Source organism: Neptuniibacter marinus (assembly GCF_001597725.1).
Taxonomy (GTDB): domain Bacteria; phylum Pseudomonadota; class Gammaproteobacteria; order Pseudomonadales; family Balneatricaceae; genus Neptuniibacter; species Neptuniibacter marinus.
In genome coordinates, this window is sequence record NZ_LUTR01000001.1 from 283,671 (window position 1) to 302,687 (window position 19,017).

Sequence of the window (19,017 nt, forward strand, 5' to 3'; positions counted from 1 at the left end):
ATATGGTTAACTATAAAAGTTAGAGCTTATGCTGCCGTTTTCGCCATAAGTAATAAACCGCAGGTAACAGCACTAAGGTCAGTATCACTGCACTCACCATCCCACCTATCATTGGGGCCGCGATGCGTTGCATAATTTCAGAACCCGCACCTTCCCCATACATAATAGGTAATAGACCTGCTATAACAGCCGCAACAGTCATCATTACAGGACGTACACGCATGCCCGCACCATTTACAACAGCGCTACGAAGCTTTTCCAAGGTAAACCTATCACGACCACTTTTAAGGCTCTCTTCATAGGCTTGGTTTAGATAAACCAACATAATGACACCGATTTCAACCGACACGCCTGCCAATGCAATAAACCCAACTCCCACGGCAACAGAGAAATTAAATTGATTCAGATATAACATCCAAATACCACCAATTAACGCCAATGGCAGCGTACCCATAATCATGACCACTTCAGAAAACCGACGGAAGCTCAGGTAAAGCAGAATGACAATAATTGCTAATGTCAGTGGTACCACATAGCTCAGCCGCTCTTTAGCTCGAATTAAGTACTCGTACTGACCAGACCAATTAATAGCGTACCCCGGAGGAAGCGTTACTTTATCGGCAACCACTCTTTGAGCCTCATCAACGTAACTACCTAAGTCTCTGCCCTCTATATCGACATAAGTCCATCCATTGGGACGCGCGTTCTCACTTTTAATCCCAGGCGGCCCATCTTCAATAAAGATATTTGCCACATCAGCTAAAGCAATACGCGCCCCTTTACTGGTAATGAGTGGTAGCAACTTTAGTCCTTCAATTGAGTTACGGTAATCCTGCGAATAACGTACATTAATAGGATATCGTTCTAAACCTTCAACAGATTGGGAGACATTAGTTCCTCCTATAGCACTCGTAATTACAGCTTGTACATCTGCAATATTAAGCCCATAGCGAGCAGCTTTATCTCGTTGAATATCTACTTTTATATAACGACCACCAGCGACTCGTTCAGAATAAACAGATGCTGTACCTTCAAGCTCGGCAAGTACCTTTTCTAACTGCACCCCTATCGATTGGATAACTTTCAGATCTGGCCCTGAAACCTTCAAACCCACCGGGGTTTTAATACCTGTGGCTAACATGTCTATACGAGTTTTAATGGGCATGACCCACGCATTAGTCAGGCCCGGCAACTTAACTAAATCATCCAACTCTTTAGTAAGTTTTTTAGTTGTCATTCCCTCTCGCCACTGCTCCTTTGGCTTAAGCGTAATAAAGGTTTCTATCATCGTTAAAGGTGCAGGATCTGTTGCGGTTTCTGCCCTGCCCATTTTCCCAAATACTCTCTCAACTTCTGGCACAGTTGAAATTAATTTATCAGTCTGCTGGAGCAACTCCCGAGCCTTACCAATAGAGATTCCGGGATAGGTTGTTGGCATATACATTAAGTCTCCCTCATCCAAAGGAGGAATAAACTCACTACCAATTTTATCTAACGGCCAAAACCCTAAAGCCGTTACCAATATAGAACAAGCAACGGTCACTTTCGGCCATGTAAGTACAGCGCGAATGACTGGAAGATATGTAGCTAACAATAAGCGGTTTATGGGGTTCTTATGCTCAGGTAACACATTGCCGCGAATACAGTAGCCCATTAACACAGGTATTAATGTAACAGCTAAACCAGCGGCAGCGGCCATCGCATAAGTTTTAGTGTATGCAAGAGGCGAGAACATACGTCCCTCTTGAGCCTCTAAGGTAAACACGGGTAAAAAGCTCATGGTGATAATTAACAGACTAAAGAAAAGGGCAGGCCCCACTTCTGCTGAGGCATCAGCAATCACTCGCCAACGGTTCTCTTCCGTCAAGGGGGTGCGTTCGATATGTTTATGGACATTTTCTATCATCACAATCGCACCATCAACCATGGCTCCAATCGCTATAGCTATCCCGCCCAACGACATAATATTGGCGTTGATTCCTTGGTAAAACATCACAATAAACGCTACTAAAATGCCTACAGGTAGACTAATAATCACTACTAAAGAGGAACGAAAATGGAAAAGGAAGATTGCACAAACCACAATCACAACAATAAACTCTTCAATCAGCTTCTCGAAAAGGTTATCTACAGCTCTCTCGATCAAACCTGATCGGTCATAAACTGTCACAACCTCTACGCCTGCAGGGAGACTACGTTTAAGTTCTTCAAGTTTCTCTTTTACGCTTGTTATGGTTGTTTGTGCATTTTCGCCAAAACGCATAACAACCACACCGCCAACAGCTTCACCTTCACCATCTAACTCAGCTATGCCTCGCCTCATCTGCGGACCTATCTCTACATCAGCTAAATCTTTAAGCAAGATTGGTGTGCCATTAACGGTTGCTCCCAGTGGTATAGTTTTAATCGCATCTATACCATCTAAGTAACCAGTTGCACGTACCATATATTCAGCTTCAGCCATTTCGATAACTGATGCGCCAGTTTCTTGGTTCGCACGCTTAATCGCTTGACTAATATGAGAGAGAGGAATATCAAAAGCGCGTAGTTTATTGGGGTCTACTTTAACTTGATATTGTTTAACCATTCCTCCAATTGGTGCGACTTCAGACACTCCGGGGACTGTTTGCAATTCATATTTCAAAAACCAGTCTTGGAGACTTCTTAGCTCCGCTAAATCATGTTGGCCTGTACGGTCTACCAACGCATACAGATATACCCAGCCGACACCGGTCGCATCAGGCCCCAATTGGGGTTTAGCACTATCAGGCAGTTTAGAGGCAACTTGGCTTAGATATTCCAAAACTCGACTACGAGCCCAATAAAGATCAGTATCTTCATCAAAAATCACATACACATAGGAATCACCAAAAAATGAGAAACCCCGTACAGTTTTAGCACCAGGAACCGACAACATGGCCGTTGTCAGAGGGTAGGTGACTTGATCCTCAACAACTTGAGGTGCCTGTCCTGGATAATTGGTTTTAATAATGACTTGCACATCAGATAGATCCGGAATTGCATCTATAGGGGTATTTTTAACCGCAAAGGCTCCCCAACCAACTAAAATAAATGTTGCCAATAAAACAAAAAACCTATTTTTAATCGACCAATAGATCAACGTCTTAATCATAAAGCACCCCCAACAGAGCTATTAGGTGCTTTCGGGCGAGGCACAACAAAATCAATGAGCTTAAGGTTGCCCATATTGCCCCCTTTAAGAAGTACCTGAATAGAATCTCCTTCCCTAAAAGGGCTCATATCAAGCTCTTCTGCTAAAGGGACTTCCATAGTCATAGCCGGCTGTTCCCATTCACGTATCGCCTTATGTGCAAGTGTAAGCGTACGCTTCTGTGGGTCTATATTTTGAATCTCTGCCATCACCCATACAGATTCAATCGACCCCATAGATGACGGAGTCATACGTGAAAAATCTGAACTAAGACTCGATTCAGAATCCAAAAGGAACTGCGCTGAAGTCACAACTCGATCATCAGGGTAAAGCCCTTCAAAAATAGCCGTTCGATCAACAAATCGCCCTCCCGCCTTAACTTCCACTGATTTATAGCGCCCTTCACCTAGAGAAACGACCACTCGCTCTTGCGTGCCCGTTACAATCACCGATGAAGATGGAACGCTTAATATCGGCTCGGTAGGACGAGATAGAATCGTCACACTCGCAAACATATCGGGTTTTAAAAGCAAATCAGGGTTATCAAACCGTATACGCACCTGGAGCGTACGCGTATTTTTATCGAGCACCGGGTAAATATAATCAACCTGCCCTGACCATGCTTTAGCAGGAAGGTAGTCTAAACTCATCTCAACCAAGTCACCTTGATTTATCAAATGAGCCTGCCTCTCAAATACTTCGGCTATCACCCAAACTTGATCTAAAGAGCCAATATTCATCAGCTTAATAGAGGGATTAATAAACATCCCTTTACGCAAATTTAACTCGCCAACATACCCTGACTGCGGCGTATACACAGGCACATCTTGATAGATTTTTTTTGCCTTTTTTAACTCATTAATAAAGCGTTGCGCTACACCAAGTGACTGAAGCTTACTTTGACTCGCCTGTAGTAAAAAACGATTATTATTTTTAAGGGCCGCTATAAATTCCTCTTGGGCATTCACTAACTCTGGAGAATACACTCTATATAACAGAGTTCCTTCTTCTACATACTCACCCGGAGCGCCTACAGCTACAAACTTAACCCAACCGGATATACGTGAATGAACATCTATCATTTTATCTTGATTGAACCCTATATAACCCACCGCTTTAATCTGTTCTTGTAACGGGCTAAATAAAACGGCTTGCGTTTTAACGCCTAAATTATGAACCACCTCCGACCGAATTCTCACGGTTCCAGGCATCTCTTTTTCCGCAAGGTTATCCGCATAAACGGGCACTAGCTCCATACCCATAGGAGATAAGCCGGGCTTATCTCGTTTAAAATTCGCATCCATTGGAGCAACCCAATACAGCGGTTCATCCTCTTTACTTTCAGTAAGCGAGGCCGTCCCCTTATCAGATGCAGCACCCGCTACTAAATAACCGATCACTAATCCCACACATAAAGAAGCTAGAATAAAAATAAGTTTTTTCATTACTTTGACTCCAAGTAACGTGGCGACAATAATCGCAATTCAGGATCGACCCCCGCCAATAAGTAATTGAGGCGAAATAGGGTTGATGCTCGCTCATGAAGTAAGGCGACTTTCTGAAGTTTAACTTCCAGTTCGCTGATCGCGGCGGCAGAAATATCAGCAAACCGAGCAGTCGAAGCCCCATAGGCCTTTAATGCAGCTATGCGTTTTTCTTTTAATTGGCGTAAAAAACCACGGTTATAAATTATGATACGTTGCTCTAACCCAGCTAAATTAGCCCGCTCAAAATCAAATGTAGACTTCATTTGACGCGCATTAAGTAAACGTTGCTCTTTTGCTGCTTCACGCAGGTTAATAGCTGCATTTCTATGTGCGTCTTGCCGTTTTTCAGGAAAGATAGGTAGATCAAACGTAACCGCCATACTAAAAAAGTCAGATCTCTCTATGCCCATCGACATATTATCTCTATACCCATAATTAGCATCGATTTTAAAACTTGGTTCATAAGCTTCATCCGCTAAATCAACCGCTTTCTGCTGTATATCTACACCTTGCTCAAGGCGTTGTAATACAGGATGTCGCAATAATGCCTGATAGACTTTATCTTCACTGTTTAACTGTTCGTCAGTCAGTATCATTTTTATTTCAGGTAACTCAGAAGAAAGCGGCCCCACCCTTCCGTGAACCGTTAGCCATTCAGATAAGCGACCGTGCGTTTGGTTTTTAAGTTGCTCTAATTTAGCAATACGATCCTGCAACTGAGTAAGTTTCAATTCAGCATCTAACAACTCGTAACCTTGTATTTTCCCGCTACGATAATTAGCTTGGCTAATAGTCAACAACTCATTGAATATATGTTGGTTATCCACCAACAACTTTATCTGTTCTTGATACTGATGAAGTTGTACCCATAACTGGCCGACCTTTTTCTTGATCAGAGCCCTTCGTTCATAACGCTCCAACTGCTTTTGATCTGCCATTAAATTTAACTGACGTTGCTTAATCTCTAAGCTATCTCCTCGCGGAAATTGCTGAGAAACACCAAATTGTAATTGGGTCATATTTTCTTGATTAAAATCAAAGCTATCCATCGGTAAGTTAGCCAATGCTATACGAAGCTTAGGATCAGGTAATTGTCCACTAGCAATAGCACTAGAACGAATTGCTTGCTCCTGATACTGGTTACTCACAAGCCAATGATCATGAGCTAAAGCTTCAGTGAGCGCCTTTTCTAGGCTTAAATCAGCATGAGCGGAGATCGAAAAAACGGCTAAAAACGCCATTAATAAAAAAGGAGATATATACATAAACCGGTCTCAAACGATATGAAAATAACGCTCTAAATAAAGAGCACTGTTTATCAAAACGAGACGCGATTTAATTAAGGAAAACAGCCTGTTGTATATGTAGACGTGGGAAACTTCGTTGAAAGAATTGCTGTCGAGCAAACGCAAACAGAAAGACAATTCGCTGCCTAAAATCCGACCGCAAATTAAATAGAAGGGCCGTTACCCCTAAAGCGAAAAGAAAGAAAAAACTAGATAAAGGTGTAGCATCATCTATAGGATCAGCAACAGGATTAACACTCCATTCGCAGCTAATACCACTATTGCCACAATGCTCATTAAACTTACTGTCTATGGACATATGCTGACTGTGATCAACACCGTTTGATACAACAACGCCATCTGAAACAGGAACACTTAGTAGATTGGTACATACACCCGCCGAACAATAGACGATAAAAAATAGCAGGCTAAAAGCTGCTATAACACGTCCACGCTTTGTCAGTATGTTTGAATAACCCATTAAGCTATATCCTAGGAAGGTGTATAAACTTTACCTGAATAAAGATGTTCAATCTATAGATAAAGCGAACAAGACAAAAGCTCCCTACCCCCCTTTAGAGAGATATTCATTCTGCAGTCGCTCCGCTGCCTGTGGACGTTCAATATAGAACCCCTGAAATACATGACATCCAATATCATGTGCTATCTCTAATTGCTCTTTAGTTTCTATACCCTCAGCAAGTACCACCAAATTATAGGCTTTAGCGATTGAGGCAACAGCTTCGACTATGGATCGGCTATTATTATGAGCATCTAGCTCCTGAATAAAAGAGCGATCTATCTTCACTATATCGATGGGTAGATTTTTAAGGTAACTTAATGAGGAATAGCCTGTCCCAAAATCATCTAGCGCGATAGTGATACCAAGTTTCCTAATTTTCTGTAAGCGCGACTTTGCAAATTCAATATTTTCGACTGCAACCGTTTCGGTAATTTCTAAACAGATGTCAGAGAGGTTAGCCCCACCACCTACAATGAGTTGCTGTAAGGTAATCACCATATCCGCTTGGTAAAACTGTAAAGGGCTAATATTAATTGAGGTGTACCAGCCATCCTGCCAAAAACCCTCAGCTTTCCACGTTTCTATCTGACGACTGCATTTTGCTAATAACCAATTACTAACCGGAACAATCATGCCGCTTGTTTCAAGACTAGGAATAAACTCGATTGGAGGCATTAAGCCTTTTTCTGGATGCTGCCAACGAATTAAAGCCTCAAACCCTACAATGGCCCCTGTAACATTAACTAGAGGCTGGTAATGAATACGAAACTCCTCTTGCTCCAATGCTCGATGAAGCTCATTTTCCATATGCTGTTGTTTTTCAACAGCTAACGACATGGAACGATGATAAAAGGCATAACCGTTGCGACCGTTCTCTTTCGCATGATACATAGCGGTATCAGCAAACCTCATTAAGTCATCAATATCTTTCCCTTCGATTGGAAAGATAACTACACCTATACTCGCCCCTATTCTTAATTTATGCTGTTTAATATCTATAGGCTGAGAGAGTATTTCTAATAATTTATCGCAGATTATCTGAACATCAGTCTTGATTCGTTCTTGGTTGTCATGAAGAAACTCCAACAAAATAACGAACTCATCCCCCCCCAAACGAGCGACTGTATCATTTGCACGCACTTGTCCTTTGAGTATCTCCGCTACCTCTTTGAGTAACAAATCACCAATACCATGTCCAAGTGAATCGTTAATCGTTTTAAAATGATCCAAATCAATAAACAACAGTGCGTTATAAACGCCATTTCGCTCACAACTTAAAATTGATCTAGATAGTCGGTCGTTTAGTAATACCCGATTGGGTAATCCGGTTAAATTATCGTGGTTAGCTATATGGCTAATATGATCTTGGACTACTTTCTGACTCGTTATATCAGTCGCCACAACCAGCGTTGCAGGCTCAGAAAAATACTCGAATGGAGAGGCATGAATTGAGAAGTGTAATTGTTCGCTATTTTCGCGAGACCAAGAAAACTCAGTTATATCAACCGGCGCATTATTGGCTTCAACACTACGGCGGATAGCATGCATCCGCTCTACTTCATCTTGAAACGGGTGGAAATCCGATATAGCGACACCCACTAAAGACTCTACCGATACGTTATAAAACTCAGCAACCTGTTGATTACAAAATAACACTTGGCCTTTACTATTCAGCGCCACAATCAACTGGGGAGCTTGATTGATAACTTGCTTCAACAGGCTTTCACTTTGCCTAAGCGCTAAGTTACTACTCTTTTTATCATTTAGAAGTTTTTGCGCTGTATGAATAAACTCATTGCCGACATCACTAAGTTGGCCTAACTCAGTACCTTTATGCTGCTCGGGTACTTCAAGGTATTTACCCTCACTTTCCTCTAACCTAAACTCAGCAAATTGTTTAGCTAACAAGGCTAAGGGCTTAGTTAAAAATACGTGGAAAAGCGCTATTAAAAATACCGCTAGGAGAATGTTACGAATGATACCCGAGACTAACACAGTTGAAGCACGTTCAAAAAAGGGCTGTAACGCGAGATCTTGATCCACAACAATTTTAAGACTACCAGGCTCAAGGCTAGCAAATCCAGGGGCCCTAAGTGCTAAAGTATAATCTTTATATTTAGCTGAAATAACTTCCGTCAACCATTGCGTTTTAGTCTTTTGCTGCGTGGCTTCTTGCTCTGCTAAAACCTCACCTAACTCATCTTTAATTTGCACTTTGGAGATGAAGGGGTATTTCATGAGCCCATTAACAACTTCTTGGGCAAGCGCCTGATCTAAAGTATGGACCGCGCGCGCAGCCGGAGGCTTACTCGCATCCAGTATATCAATGACGGTTTGATCTAACCGGCTACCTTGCGTGCTATAGTCTTCTAGTACATGTAACGCACTCAAGAAGAAGCCAATAATAAACGCCATCAACACTGTATATTGGGCAAGCTTTATCGCCAACCTATTTCTTACTCTAGGGCTCTGGTTCTTCAAGTAGATAACACTTCCTATTATGTTAGGCGCTTGCCTAAATCAGATATTAACAGTGGTAATCTCATAAATCATTTAGCGCTTTAAGTAATAAAAGTAAGTTTCTATTGGCTACTGACCTATCACTTAATATCCTATTGTGAGTACTTATATTCTAGCTAATAATCAGCTTTTTTCCTCAGACTCAGCAATATAATATAAAGCTATCGCTTAAGCCTGAATGAACATCATACCTCTATGTTATATTTCAATAACATTCGAGGAAGTGCCTCATCAAGATTTGCCACCTCTTCGTCATTCAATTCAATAAGATCGACCCCCATTTTAATAAATTTCTCCTTTTTCTCGATCTTTGCTGACAACATACTTTTAGGCGTTTCTTTACCCCAATACTCAATATAAAGCTGATGTTGAGGTAGATAAAAATCGGCATCTAAATCTCCCTCGCACGGCAAACCTGTCCGATAGGCATGCAACAAGCCGGACAGATAGAGCCAATTATCAATCTTCCTCTCCGCTTCACAAGTAACATTATGGCCATCACAACAAAGATAATCGTTTTTTCCCTCAGAACCCTGTTGGAAGCTGGTCACTCGTGCAGTTAATATGCTGTTGTCTAAAACATCCTCTCGCCACATGATATAAGGAATACCTGTAGACCTATTTTCTCGCTGAAAACCGCCCGCAGCTTCACCTAAAGCGGTTAACAGCCAGCCCTTTCGACCCGCCTTAATCCAACCTAATTCTTGCAAAAGTAATACAATAGTGCGATCAGATAACAACAGTTGAGTAGCCAAATAATCAAAAGATAATAGATGAGAATCAACGCTCACTAAAGCTCGATGTGTGACAGTCTCACTTGGCCAAATAATGTAACGACCAAACTTGGCACTTTCACGGTAAGTCCCTCCTTCGAACTCACCTTTAGATGTTAATAACCAACTATCATCTACACGTTTGATCCAACCGAGTGATTCCAGCTCAGTAAACATCTGCTTAGTCGTTTTATCGAGCGTCTTAGCAAGGGCTGAAGTTGAAAGTGGATGTGATTTATCAGACATCTAAGGTCATTCCTAACAATATTATTTAACTCAGAATAATCAAACTTATTAAGGAGTAAAAGCGATTCACTTTTTTCAGGGAGATAGAGCGCAAAATAAAAACGAAAAGCCTATTTACCCCCCCACCTTAATAAATACTTAACAGGATAAAGCATCTAACTCTAAAAGCTGATATAAATAGCAAATAGAGGGATTAATTCTATCACTTGAGCGGCATTAAAAAGATTCCTCGACTAGGATTAATAATGGACGTAATCTCTGGAGTACTCGCATGGACACAACAATACTCAACTTTTACAAAAAATCTGCTTCAGTGGTATTGTTGACCCTACTCTTCAACACGCCTTCAGCTATAGCGCAAGAGTGGATTTACAGTGTCGTTCAAGGAGACACACTGTCTGAATTCAGTGAAAAACACCTTTACAAAACATCTTACTGGAAACAACTTCAGAAGATTAATAATATCGCTGACCCTAAACGCATTCCTGAAAACACAAAATTACGTATCCCTATTCATTGGATAAAATCTCAGCCAGCATCAGCACAAGTCATCAAATTTGAAGGGGATGTAGTCACCCGAAACCAAGAGGGAACGGATTCACAACAAGTCAGTGTAGGCCAACAGCTTAATCTTGGCGATCATTTAGAAACCTATTCACAAAGCAGTGTATTAATTCGCTTTGCTGATGGTAGTGAAATACGAGTATTGCAAAATTCTAAAATCGATTTTAACCATATGACGAAATATGGTGAGACTGGAATGGTGGATTCAAGAATTCGCCTCATATCAGGTGATGTAGAGAGTCATGCTGAAACACAAAAAGGTAGTGCTTCCCGTTTCGAAATCCATACACCCGCTGCGATCTCTGCCGTCAGGGGAACTCGCTTTCGAACCTCTTATACGGCGGATGATACGAGCTCAAATATTGAGGTATTGGAAGGTGGCGTCGCTGTAAGAGGTGCTAAAACTACCCGTTTAGTTCGTGCTGGCTACGGGACTCATGTTGTTAAAAATAAAGCGCCATTAAAACCTAAAAAGCTCCTACCCGCTCCTAAACTATTAGCCTACCCACAGCCGATCGAAACCATTGGTTCTCAAATCCGCTGGGAAGCTATAGAGGGTGCGCAGCGTTATCGTTTCATCATTGCAGAGTCAAATGAGTTTAGTACAGTGTTATGGGATAGTGACAGTGAACGAAATGCCATCAGCCTTCCTGACCTAAGTGATGATATATACTTTCTACAACTGCGTGCTGTCGATAAGCATGGAATTGAGGGTATAGAACGCGTACAAACATTCACACTCAATGCACACCCTCAACCGCCTTTCCCTATGGCACCAAATAATAAGGCTACAATACGTGGGGAAGCCCCTGTATTGGAATGGACCCAATCCAGCGAAGCGGTCAGCTACCGATTACAGATAGCGTCCGATCAACAGTTTTCTAACATATTACTTGATCGCCCTTCATTAACGAGCAACCAATTTACGGCATCCGAACTACTGCCCACCAACACCTATTACTGGCGTGTAGCCAGTCTTGCTGGCGATGGAGAATTAGGGCCTTATAGCACTCAACGTAGTTTAACCATAAAACCAATTCCTGCGACTCCCGAGCCCGCACTCGTCCAGAATGAACGTGAAATAAAACTCTCATGGGCCTTAGGCTTACCGGATGAATCCTACCAAATACAAATATCTAAAGATCCAGCATTTAAATCCATTATTACAGACTCAAAGCTAACAAAACCTGAGATTACACTGGAACGTCCTGAAGGATATAGATATGTTCGCGTTAGATCTCTAGCAGAAGATGGTTTTGCCGGTGCTTGGGGTGTTACTCAAGAGTTAACACCCCCACCAAATGATAACTGGATCTATGTTTTTGGTTCTTTTGTAGCCACTATATTGTTGCTGTGAACATATACAGACTATGAATAAACGCCGTATCCAGCTTTTTCTTATAGGCTTAATGTTGTTATTGCTGGTTGTTAGCTTCAACAGTTCTGTGCTTAAACGCATAGATCTGATTATTTACGACAGTTTTTTAAATTTCTCTAGTCATCCGCCTCCTGAAGAGATCGTTATTATTGCGATTGATGAAGAAAGCATTGCGCGTCTGGGACGCTGGCCATGGCCTCGAACAGTCCATGCAGATTTACTTAATCGGCTAACTCAAGCCCAAACAACAGCGGTGGGCTTTGATATTTTATTTTCCGAAAAAGAATCCCTTGAGAACGACCGCTTATTTGCTGAAGCTATAGAAAAAAATGGTCGCGTTTTTCTGGCAGTAGCACCCGAGAAATCTGTAAATTCACACATTAGCGAACTACTACCCATCCCTACCATTGCTGAGTATAGTGCCGGATTTGCTCATGTTGATACTGAGCTAGATATTGATGGCATCTGCCGTCGGGTTTACCTCTACGCTGGCTTAGGTGACGCTCATTGGCCTATATTAGGCCTTGCCCTTCAACAAGCTATCCACGATTACCCTTTAATACCCGCTCCAAACAAAACACAATCCAGCGATACCGGCTGGGTCCGTAGCACTCCATTACTAATCCCTTTTTACGGCCCTCCAGGGCATTTCACTCATTATTCATATATTGATGTTTTGAGTGGCAAGATAGGCCTAGAACATTTAAAAGGTAAAATAATCTTCGTAGGTGCGACAGCGACCGGAATGGGAGATGCCGTAAGCACCCCTGTTTCTGGACACCATCAACGGATGCCCGGCGTAGAACTCAATGCAAATATAGCGGCGGCATTACTGGAATCCCGGTTTATCACTGAGATAACACCGTGGCAACAATACTTATCCACTCTCATTTTAACTACATTATTAGTATTAGCTGCCATCGTGCTCCCCAAACGGTACTTTCCAATAAGCTTACCTTTTACATTGCTAGCAGCATTAGTTTTATCCTTTACTCTCTTACGTGAAGCTCAACTTTGGCTTCCTCCAACAAATACTATGCTCGTACTGATTTTAGTTTTCTCGCTCTTTAGTTGGCGCCGTTCCTTAGAAATCCAATACAAACTAACGCAGCTTAACAACGAGGTGTACCAGCAACTTAACTTTGATCCAATAACGCACCTACCTAATAAAACAATGTTCAAGGACCAACTGGCGAGCACACTGACAGAAACACCTAGCACGCAAAATGTTTCACTGCTGATCATCCAACTTAGTGGCATCAAAGAAGTTAATAACCGTTTAGGCCTCAATGCAGGTGATGAAATTCTAGCCATGGCAGCAAAACAAATACAAAAAGCGGTCGGGTTTTCTCATCCAGTCGCTCGACTAAGTGGAATCGAATTTGCTGCAATCATTACCAACCAGTCCTCCCCTTCAGATACTGCAAGAATCGGCCACCGTCTCATCCAACTTCTACAATTGCCTTGCGAATTACAGGGCGATCATTTTTTCTTTAAACCCTCAATTGGTGTCAGTACCTACCCACAAGATGGAGACAGTACCGATATATTAATCAGTAATGCCTATGCGGCCATGCATAAAGCAAAATCCAACAACAAGCGCGGGCTGTACTATTATTCGTTGCATTTAAAACAGGAAATTATCGACGAATCCTCATTAACGCGGGACCTTCACTTAGCCCTCAATCAGAACCAACTGGAAGTCTATTATCAACCTCAAGTCATCAGCGCTACCGGAGAAATAATCGGCCTAGAAGCACTATTGCGCTGGAAACATCCTGAAAGAGGTAACATATCCCCAGCATCTTTTATTCCTATTGCAGAGAAAACTGGACTAATTATGTCTATAGGGGATTGGGTACTGGAAACAGCCTGTAAACAAGCCGTCACTTGGAACAAAGGCCTGAAAAAAGAGATACGTATAGCCATCAATATTTCAGCTATTCAATTTTATGATAATTTTATAGTTGAGCGTGTAAAACAAATATTGGATATCACTGCGCTCCCTGCACACCTATTGGAGCTCGAGCTAACAGAATCTGCTCTTATGAGTAACTTTGAGACGACCATTCAAACTTTACATGAGCTAAAAGATATTGGGATTAATATTGCCGTAGACGATTTTGGTACCGGCTATTCCTCTTTAAGTTACCTAAAGCAATTCCCGTTAGATCGTATAAAAATCGACCAAAGTTTTGTGCGTGATTTAGGGCAAAGTGTAGAAAGTGCTGAAATCACTCAAGCAATTATAACAATGGCCCACAGCCTTAATCTTCAAGTGATTGCAGAGGGTGTAGAGACTCCCCAGCAACGTAATTTCCTGTTAACGCAAACCTGTGAAGAGCTACAAGGGTTCCTCTTCAGCAAACCTTTACCTGAAGCACAGATCAGCGAACTATTAAAAAGCCCTAGAGGGCTAGGCTCTCCGATAAATAATGCTTAATAGGCAAAAATGTATAAACTCTTCACTTCTCCCCTAGTTCAACGTATATATATGTTCAATTGAAGCGGGAGCGCCCTATGACGACTAAAATACTGATGATCTATACTGGTGGAACTATAGGTATGGAATCATCCGCTAACGGCTACACTTCTGTCCCAGGGTTTGAATCATTAATAAGAAGCCGTTTAGCCCATTCACACCACGCTCTGCTCCCAGAGTTCGATATGCTGGAGCTAAACCCGTTAATAGATAGCGCCAATTTAATCCCTAGCCATTGGACTGAAATGGCAGACATTATTATCCGGAAATATGAGGACTATGATGGCTTTATTGTGCTTCATGGTACCGATACTATGGCTTACAGTGCTTCAATGCTGTCCTTCATCTTACAAGGTTTATCAAAACCCGTTATCTTCACCGGCTCTCAGATTCCCTTATCACAACTGCGAAACGATGCACTCGATAATCTAATTACAACACTACTTCTGGCCACTGATAACTCAATAAATGAAGTCTGCATTTACTTTAGCGGACGACTTTTAAGAGGAAATAGATCGAGTAAAGTGAAAGCAACAGGGTTAGATGCTTTTAACAGCCCGAACTTCCCTTGGCTCGGCCAAGTTGGGCTTAATGTCGAGCTACACTCCAACCTCTTTTTGCCCCAAAAACAACCTCGCTTTTTAAACCCCGAGTTTAAAAAAAATGCCGTTGTTATACTGCCCATATATCCAGGAATTAATGGCAAGCACGTTGAATTACTCAGTTCAGACCCAGACTGTAAAGCCATTATTTTGCGGAGTTACGGCGTAGGTAATTTGCCTGATCAAAATCAGGAACTAATTGATGCACTAAAGGCTGCTGCACAACGAGGCGTAATTTTTGTCAATAACAGCCAGTGCTTACAAGCTGAGATCTTTCAGGGGCAATACGCATGCAGCTCAATTTTAAATGAGATTGGTGTTATATCAGGGGCTGAAATGACATTAGAAGCCTGCTTCTGCAAACTTCACTTTCTATTAGCAACACTGACATCTACGGCAATAATCAAAAATAACTTTGCTAAAAGCTTGGCCGGGGAAATCAGTCGCTAAAACATCAAATTAAGGGAGTTCCACTTTAGCTAACCACTCCCGCTCTTCTGGTTCTAAATAAACTTGCTCTAAAAGCTGAACAGCCCAAAAATCTTGCTCTGCAACACGCCTCAATATAGCTACAGCAAGAACTTTGACCACAGGTACTTCACTCCAGATTGAATGATTCAAGCAACGCCAATGGTTGTTATCTTGTAATTTTGGTTTTTCAATCTGCATAAAACACACATCGCAGACCATAAGACAGTGATTCAAATCAGGTAGTTTTGAAACAGCTGCCACCTCATAGATATGCAACTTCACACCATGGTCGCCGCATAGTTCGCAATGTGCCCCACTACGCCGCACTAAATCCTTGCCAAAAATTGACAGCCCACAATTCCGCTCGTGATAACGATCATGACCTTTAGACATAGTTACGTCCCCATGTTTATTCTAAGGGATAGCACATTCTCATTAGAATGGAAGAAATATAAGGGGAACTAAGACTAAGTGATATCGCTTAGAGGGCAACATGAGCGACTAAAATTAACGAGGGGATAGCCTCTATAAGAGATACTATCCCCTCCTGCCGGATGGATACTCCGACTAATCAGCCTTTACAGGCAAAAAACAAGCAATGTAAACGACCAGAATTTTTTAAGCGGGCAGGTTCTAGAGTGCTTCTAATGTGGTTATGACCACTCTGCAGTCTTTGACGTCCACTCTGAAAATACCAACTTAAAAATGCTACTAATTGCTGCTGCCTAAAGCATTAACAAAAACCGCAACAATCAATCTCCCAGTCGATGTATTTTTATTTATCCTCCTTATTTCATTTCAAAAAATGTTTCAAAGGAAGAACTATCTCTAGTCATGATAAAACACATAAAAAACCAAAGACAATTCAATATTTCAAAAAATACAACCGTGACTTCAACACGAAGTTACACTTTTATTATAGAAGACAATTTCCATTCTGCTGGCGATTGCCATAATTCGCACCGTATAATGCTTGAAATTTTTTCACGCTGAGGATTGGACAATGCTACAAATAGGGACTCCTCTATCACCGTCAGCTACACGTGTATTGATGTGCGGCGGTGGAGAACTGGGCAAAGAAGTCGTTATCGAATTACAACGCTTAGGCGCGGAGGTCATTGTTGTCGATCGCTACAAAAATGCCCCAGGCATGCAGGTTGCTCACAGAAGCCATATCGTCTCAATGCTGGATGGTGATGCGCTTCGTGAAATAATCGAGCTAGAAAAACCACACCTGATTGTTCCTGAAATAGAAGCTATAGCGACCGAAACCTTAGTTGATCTTGAGAATGAAGGCTTCAACGTAATTCCAACAGCTCGTGCAACTCAACTCACGATGAACCGCGAAGGAATTAGGCGTTTAGCCGCAGAAGAGCTTAATATTCCCACCTCTAACTACCGTTTTGCCGAAACACATGAAGAGTATATGGCCGCAGTGGAAACCGTGGGTATCCCCTGTGTTGTAAAGCCAATTATGAGCTCATCAGGTAAAGGTCAAAGCACCATCCAATCCACTGACCAAATTGAACAAGCTTGGCAATATGCTCAAGATGGCGGTCGCGCAGGAAAAGGAAAAGTCATCGTAGAAGGGTTTGTAGACTTTGACTATGAAATAACACTGCTTACCGTTCGTCACGATAGCAACACTAGCTTTTGCGAACCTATAGGGCATATACAGGTAAGCGGTGATTACAGACAATCCTGGCAACCACAAGCAATGAGCCCAGTTGCACTAGAAAAATCTCGTGAGATCGCAAGCAAAGTAACATCAGCGCTAGGTGGGCAAGGCCTCTTTGGCGTTGAACTCTTTATTAAAGGCGATAAGGTTTACTTTAGCGAAGTATCACCTCGTCCCCATGATACCGGCATGGTGACGATGATCTCCCAAGATTTATCGGAATTCGCACTGCATGCTAGAGCTATTTTAGGCCTACCTATTCCAAATATTCATTTCCACGGTCCCTCTGCATCGAGCGTCATCTTAGTAGAAGGTGAATCAGATAAAGTACGATTTGGTAATCTACAACAAGTCCTTGCGGAGCCGAATACTCAAATCAGATTATTCGGCAAACCGGAAGTTTCTGGGCAACGACGTATGGGTGTTGTATTAGCCCGAGATGAAACTGTACAAGCCGCTAAAGAGAAAGCTATTCGTGGCTCAACCTCAGTCAATGTAGAACTATAACGTAGAATCAAAGCACTATCTCCAACCGGAATAGTGCTTTACTCTAAATATTAGGGAACCTTTAGTGATTACCAACAACTAAGGATAGAATAAAGTAAACACAATAATCGGAGTCACCTATGGCTGAACCTAAATGCCCAGAATGCTCAATCTCAGGGGTTGAACACATCGTTTCAAAAGACAGCGAAGAAAGAGCACGTGATAGCCAAGCTTGGTTCCAAATCGCTTATTGCAATGGCTGTGGACATATCTATGGCGTTTTCGCCAAACACACGATTCCAGCAGGTAAAAAAGGGCCGCAACTCGTTTTACATCGTTAGAAAATAAATAGATGTAACACGCCTCTTATTGTCATACCGAACAAGCCACCATAAACAGCATAGCGAATCACTTGGCTGATTCGCTTACCCGCAGCGGCAAAGATCGCAATACCAGCAACATCCAGCGGATTAGTGGCAAAACCGGCCATACGGTTAAGCTCGTTTACACTAATAAGCCCCTCGTTCATCAGATCTATAGTGATACCCATAAAAGCGGTTCCACCTGCAATAAATTTAGTCACTATAGGTAGCACTGCTGCTTCAGGTAAACCAATTAGAGCCAGTAACGGGGCGAGTAATGAGCTTAATAAACTAATAACCCCTGTCGCTTCAAATACATTCACTAAAAAGATCGCCAGTATTAGCATAGGCAGCATACCGAACACGATCTTCATCCCCTCTTGACCACCATCACCTAAGATCTGAATAACCGTTTTTTTCTCCTCTTCTGGCGAGGTCGATTTGACGACAGTTTCAGTAGTATCAGGATCAACAAGGTTACGAGTTAGCACGTAGTAAGTGAAAGAAGCTGCCGCTAAGCCACCAATTATAGATGTAATCAGAATTACACCTATATTAAGCCCCATTGCACTTAACGGGAACGTCGCATTGGCTTGTGACATAGCTAAGACCATCGCTAAGGTAGCCGCGATATAACGGCGTGAGGTGCCATTCCTATCCATCAAAGCTAAAGTAGCAATAGGGCCTGCAAAACTAACAAAAAGCAGTTTAATCATGGCAAAAATACCGAGGCCGGGAATACCAAAAATACGCGCCACCGGTGCCAATAAATTGGAGATCCAACTTAGCACGCCTTTAGCATCGAGTAATTTCATAAACGCAGACATTACAACCATAATGGGTAAAAGAATATATAAACCCATGTCCAAACCGGTTCGCCCGGAATCTAGGATAACTGCAATGATCTGTTCCACGATAAATAGCCTTGGCTAGAAATAAGGGGCAATTTTACCAGAGGCTAGAAGTGAAACCAGCTATTTATAAGTC

General features: G+C 42.1%; 13 protein-coding genes. 5 read left to right on the top strand and 8 right to left on the bottom strand.

Annotated elements, in window-relative coordinates:
* Positions 1 to 19 precede the first annotated feature (19 nt).
* The 6 genes from A3774_RS01290 to A3774_RS01315 all read right to left on the bottom strand — a co-directional run bounded on the left by A3774_RS01290 (position 20) and on the right by A3774_RS01315 (position 10,007).
* On the bottom strand, positions 20 to 3,133 hold the full coding sequence (locus A3774_RS01290; protein ID WP_067862214.1) for an efflux RND transporter permease subunit: 3,114 nt from the start codon (positions 3,131 to 3,133) through the stop codon (positions 20 to 22).
* Entirely contained in the window at positions 3,130 to 4,617 is a 1,488-nt protein-coding gene (locus tag A3774_RS01295; RefSeq protein WP_067862216.1) for an efflux RND transporter periplasmic adaptor subunit, read from the bottom strand. Before A3774_RS01295 ends, A3774_RS01290 begins: the two co-directional genes overlap by 4 nt.
* Positions 4,617 to 5,924 (bottom strand): TolC family protein, encoded by a 1,308-nt coding sequence (locus A3774_RS01300; protein ID WP_067862218.1) that lies wholly within the window; start codon positions 5,922 to 5,924, stop codon positions 4,617 to 4,619. Before A3774_RS01300 ends, A3774_RS01295 begins: the two co-directional genes overlap by 1 nt.
* Positions 5,925 to 5,994: 70 nt before the next feature.
* The gene (locus A3774_RS01305; protein ID WP_067862220.1) at positions 5,995 to 6,426 is read right to left on the bottom strand and encodes a hypothetical protein; all 432 of its coding nucleotides are present in this window, start codon (positions 6,424 to 6,426) and stop codon (positions 5,995 to 5,997) included.
* A gap of 84 nt (positions 6,427 to 6,510) precedes the next feature.
* A complete protein-coding gene (locus tag A3774_RS01310) occupies positions 6,511 to 8,916 on the bottom strand; it encodes a putative bifunctional diguanylate cyclase/phosphodiesterase (protein ID WP_156473639.1) in 2,406 nt (801 codons plus the stop codon).
* Between the two features lie 257 nt (positions 8,917 to 9,173).
* Positions 9,174 to 10,007 carry a hypothetical protein gene (locus A3774_RS01315; protein WP_067862224.1) on the bottom strand — a complete coding sequence of 278 codons (834 nt, stop codon included), beginning with the start codon at positions 10,005 to 10,007 and terminating at the stop codon, positions 9,174 to 9,176.
* 271 nt (positions 10,008 to 10,278) lie between these two features.
* On the opposite strand from A3774_RS01315, the gene A3774_RS01320 reads away from it, so the two are divergent.
* The 3 genes from A3774_RS01320 (at position 10,279) to A3774_RS01330 (ending at position 15,483) form a co-directional block, all read left to right on the top strand.
* Positions 10,279 to 11,928, top strand: coding sequence for a FecR domain-containing protein (locus tag A3774_RS01320; protein ID WP_067862226.1), 1,650 nt, complete (start codon positions 10,279 to 10,281; stop codon positions 11,926 to 11,928).
* A 13-nt stretch (positions 11,929 to 11,941) separates the two neighbouring features.
* Positions 11,942 to 14,392, top strand: a complete 2,451-nt coding sequence (locus A3774_RS01325) for an EAL domain-containing protein (RefSeq protein WP_067862228.1) — start codon at positions 11,942 to 11,944, stop codon at positions 14,390 to 14,392.
* 77 nt (positions 14,393 to 14,469) lie between these two features.
* On the top strand, positions 14,470 to 15,483 hold the full coding sequence (locus A3774_RS01330; protein ID WP_067862230.1) for an asparaginase domain-containing protein: 1,014 nt from the start codon (positions 14,470 to 14,472) through the stop codon (positions 15,481 to 15,483).
* 9 nt (positions 15,484 to 15,492) lie between these two features.
* Here A3774_RS01330 and A3774_RS01335 read toward each other — a convergent pair whose 3' ends face one another.
* Entirely contained in the window at positions 15,493 to 15,897 is a 405-nt protein-coding gene (locus A3774_RS01335) for a phnA protein (RefSeq protein WP_067862232.1), read from the bottom strand.
* Between the two features lie 610 nt (positions 15,898 to 16,507).
* Here A3774_RS01335 and purT point away from each other — a divergent pair.
* Both purT and A3774_RS01345 read left to right on the top strand, forming a co-directional pair.
* A complete protein-coding gene (gene purT / locus A3774_RS01340; protein ID WP_067862234.1) occupies positions 16,508 to 17,689 on the top strand; it encodes a formate-dependent phosphoribosylglycinamide formyltransferase in 1,182 nt (393 codons plus the stop codon).
* A 119-nt stretch (positions 17,690 to 17,808) separates the two neighbouring features.
* Positions 17,809 to 18,009 carry a transcriptional regulator gene (locus tag A3774_RS01345; RefSeq protein ID WP_067862236.1) on the top strand — a complete coding sequence of 67 codons (201 nt, stop codon included), beginning with the start codon at positions 17,809 to 17,811 and terminating at the stop codon, positions 18,007 to 18,009.
* Here the strand turns inward: A3774_RS01345 and A3774_RS01350 are convergent.
* Positions 18,006 to 18,944: a nucleoside recognition domain-containing protein gene (locus tag A3774_RS01350; RefSeq protein ID WP_067862239.1), complete on the bottom strand. Its 939-nt coding sequence runs from the start codon at positions 18,942 to 18,944 to the stop codon at positions 18,006 to 18,008. The genes A3774_RS01345 and A3774_RS01350 overlap by 4 nt on opposite strands.
* Positions 18,945 to 19,017: the final 73 nt, after the last annotated feature.

What these genes read in the sequence shown, in the direction of transcription:
- A3774_RS01290 (WP_067862214.1), bottom strand. Translation starts at nt 3,133, where the DNA reads ATGATTAAGACGTTGATCTATTGGTCGATTAAAAATAGGTTTTTTGTT.
- A3774_RS01295 (WP_067862216.1), bottom strand. Translation starts at nt 4,617, where the DNA reads ATGAAAAAACTTATTTTTATTCTAGCTTCTTTATGTGTGGGATTAGTG.
- A3774_RS01300 (WP_067862218.1), bottom strand. Translation starts at nt 5,924, where the DNA reads ATGTATATATCTCCTTTTTTATTAATGGCGTTTTTAGCCGTTTTTTCG.
- A3774_RS01305 (WP_067862220.1), bottom strand. Translation starts at nt 6,426, where the DNA reads ATGGGTTATTCAAACATACTGACAAAGCGTGGACGTGTTATAGCAGCT.
- A3774_RS01315 (WP_067862224.1), bottom strand. Translation starts at nt 10,007, where the DNA reads ATGTCTGATAAATCACATCCACTTTCAACTTCAGCCCTTGCTAAGACG.
- A3774_RS01320 (WP_067862226.1), top strand. Translation starts at nt 10,279, where the DNA reads ATGGACACAACAATACTCAACTTTTACAAAAAATCTGCTTCAGTGGTA.
- A3774_RS01325 (WP_067862228.1), top strand. Translation starts at nt 11,942, where the DNA reads ATGAATAAACGCCGTATCCAGCTTTTTCTTATAGGCTTAATGTTGTTA.
- A3774_RS01330 (WP_067862230.1), top strand. Translation starts at nt 14,470, where the DNA reads ATGACGACTAAAATACTGATGATCTATACTGGTGGAACTATAGGTATG.
- A3774_RS01335 (WP_067862232.1), bottom strand. Translation starts at nt 15,897, where the DNA reads ATGTCTAAAGGTCATGATCGTTATCACGAGCGGAATTGTGGGCTGTCA.
- purT (WP_067862234.1), top strand. Translation starts at nt 16,508, where the DNA reads ATGCTACAAATAGGGACTCCTCTATCACCGTCAGCTACACGTGTATTG.
- A3774_RS01345 (WP_067862236.1), top strand. Translation starts at nt 17,809, where the DNA reads ATGGCTGAACCTAAATGCCCAGAATGCTCAATCTCAGGGGTTGAACAC.